This is a genomic window from Scytonema sp. HK-05, assembly GCF_963872035.1.
In the GTDB taxonomy this organism is placed as follows: Bacteria; Cyanobacteriota; Cyanobacteriia; order Cyanobacteriales; family Nostocaceae; genus Kalymmatonema.
In genome coordinates this window covers 1-2,771 of record NZ_CAWMYC010000077.1, presented here as the reverse complement: position 1 = coordinate 2,771, position 2,771 = coordinate 1, and the positions used below count along the sequence as shown (strand labels likewise).

Sequence of the window (2,771 nt, the reverse complement as noted above, 5' to 3'; positions counted from 1 at the left end):
CGAATAGCTTGAGTCAACCGCTTGTTCCTGGTGGTCAGGTGACGCTGATTGTGATAATTAGTGTTGCGTTGGTTTTGATCGGGAAACAAGTTGTGTCAATGTGGGGTTTATTTGAACACTGATTATTTGGAGTAACGTACCTGTTAGAGCGTCGAGCAAGAAAGAAATGTTGACAAAAAAAGATAGTAATAGTATCGGTGGTAGTGAAAACAAGGAATTAGAGGAAGCGATCGCTAACCTACCTGAGTTCTCTGGCGTGGGTTAAACGACAACCGTCCCAAAAACCTCATCAGGTCAAAAATTTACCTTTGTAATGCAGTTGAATCTTCTATTCTTATCTTTAAAGATGCACTCTTATTTTGTGAAAGGAAAATATTGGCTTTTTCTTTATGACTTTTGCTAACAAAAAAGAAACTTTGCCTCCCGGTAGTTTTGGTTTCCCTCTTCTTGGAGAAACACTTAGTCTGATAAACGATTCAAAGTTTCTCGAGAAAAGGCAAAAACTCTATGGTCCAATTTTTAAAACTAAAATATTTGATCGTCCAACAGCTGTCATGGTTGGTTATGAAGCCAATCAATTCATTTTTTCCAGTCATGCAGATCATTTTTCCACTGAAGGCTGGCCAGATAACTTCAAAGCTTTGTTTGGCAAGCAGGCTCTTATATTTCAAGAAGGGGAAGAACACCGACGCAGTCGCAAGCTGCTGATGCCGACCTTGCATGGTTCAGCGCTTGCCAATTATCTCGCTACTATTGAAGAGATTTCTCTCACCTATCTACGAGCCTGGGAACAAATGGAAAGCGTGACTTGGTTTCCAGAGCTAAGGAAGATGACGATTGAGATTGCTTGCCAACTATTGCTTGGAAGTAAATCTCGAGAGGATAATGAGCGATTATGTCAGTGGTTTCTAGAAATTACTAAAGGACTATTATCGTTACCAACTCCTTGGTCTTGGACTCCCTTTGGTAGAGCTCTCCAAGCCCGTAAGCAAACTCTAGCTTATATCGAACAAGCTATGGATTTACGGAGAAAATCGCCTACCAAAGATGTATTGGGAATGTTGATGGAAACAAAAGATGAAAACGGTAAAGGTTTGAGTGACGATGAAATAAAATCTCAAGCTTTTTCTCTTTTTATTGGAACAATTGCTAATACGGCATCAATGTTGACCAGCTTATGCATGGTACTCGCTCAGCACCCAGATATTTTGGCGAAAGTTAAAGATGAGCAACAACAAATAGTTAACGAATCTCCTTTAACTCTTGAAAACCTGAAACAGATGGTCTACCTTGATCGGGTTTTAAAAGAAATTGAGCGCTGTTACCCGCCAATCCCCTCAGGTTACCGGAGAGTACTCAAACCTTTCGTATTTAAAGACTATTACATACCGCAAGGCTGGAATGTAATGTATTCTATGATCGGTACTCACAAAGACAGCCGAATTTACTCCGAACCAGAGCGCTTTGACCCAGATCGTTTTGCTCCAGAACAAATAAGTAATAAAACTGTAGACTATAGTTTAGTTGGATTTGGAGGAGGAACACATAGCTGTATAGGAATAGCTTTCGCCAAAACACTTATTAAAGTGTTTGCTTCGCATCTATTAAGAAAATATAATTGGGAATTGCTACCAAACCAAAACTTAACTTTCGAAGTTATCCCAATTTTGCATCCTCACTCTGGTCTAAAAGTTAAAATCTACAAAGTATGATTCTGTTTAGCTTTTTAAAGCCCAAAGATGACTTATGCCGATTTTTTTGACTTTTGCAAGAAGTCTAATGTTGTCGATAGCTAGGCATATTCGTCTGTATTGAAGTCAGCAAAAGCCTCCTCACGAGTTGCGCGTCAATTAAGGTACTCCACAGCGGACTCAAAAGCGATTTACGATGTTATTAGAATGATGTGATGAAAGACATGACATTTTAAGGGTAGTCTCTACTTGCTAGGCGGTGGTAATACAATTGGTGGATAAAATGGTAAATAACAAAGGATTAATTTTTAAGCTGCTTTTGATTACGAAATTGCAGGGGTGTCAGCCCCTTCGGGGAAGTCAAAAGTCAAAAGTCAAAAGTCAAAAGTCAAGCCAGCATATTTTTTGAAGAACTTGCTAAAGTTGGTGGGTTCGTCAAATTGTAAATTATGGGAAATCTCAGCAATATCTAATTCCGTATGAGTTAAAAGGCTCTTAGCCTCCAACAGAATACGCTCAACTATAAAGCTACGGGCTGTCTTACCTGTGCCTTGCTTTATGACATCGTTTAAGTGATTAGAGGTAATGGACTTGGCAAATGTTCCTCTGCCTTATAACGCCCCTTCGCCGAATAATTATCTACACAAGTAATACCACTAGTTAATTCTTTAATCCCTTTACGAATAGTATTTATATCCCACCCCAACTCTTTTTGAGCTAGTAATTGTCGCAGTACCTAACTCTGCTACAACTTGTGCTTGAAAACGCCGCCTTTGAGTTGGCTTGCTGTTTCCTTGAACAATTTTTTGACTGAATCAGTTAATTCTATCGACACTCCGAATACCCAAAAATTTCCCTCATAATTGAATTTACTACGAAAATGGGGAAGGAGAAGCAGCCGTACTCAATACGAAGCTTAAAACCCTTGTTTTACCGATAAAAGCTAAGAAAAGCGATGTAACTTTATTGCGCTGCTTTTGACTAAGCTCTGGGTTCTACGGAGAGGTGCAAGATCTGAGTCAAGCAGATTTTTCTGCCAAAATCTCTATATTTTATAAATAAAGTTAATGCATATATTAA

General features: G+C 38.9%; 2 protein-coding genes and 1 pseudogene. 1 reads left to right on the top strand and 2 read right to left on the bottom strand.

The features are described from left to right. Positions 1-389: 389 nt before the first annotated feature. The gene (locus AACT52_RS10435; RefSeq protein ID WP_073636630.1) at positions 390-1,712 is read left to right on the top strand and encodes a cytochrome P450; all 1,323 of its coding nucleotides are present in this window, start codon (positions 390-392) and stop codon (positions 1,710-1,712) included. Between the two features lie 353 nt (positions 1,713-2,065). On the opposite strand, the gene AACT52_RS41330 is transcribed toward AACT52_RS10435, so the two are convergent. Together AACT52_RS41330 and AACT52_RS10430 are read right to left on the bottom strand one after the other, a co-directional pair. Next, the gene (locus AACT52_RS41330; RefSeq protein ID WP_443216704.1) at positions 2,066-2,251 is read right to left on the bottom strand and encodes a helix-turn-helix domain-containing protein; all 186 of its coding nucleotides are present in this window, start codon (positions 2,249-2,251) and stop codon (positions 2,066-2,068) included. 32 nt (positions 2,252-2,283) lie between these two features. Beyond that, positions 2,284-2,520 (bottom strand): annotated as a pseudogene (locus AACT52_RS10430) (hypothetical protein); the annotation flags it as partial. Positions 2,521-2,771 lie beyond the last annotated feature (251 nt).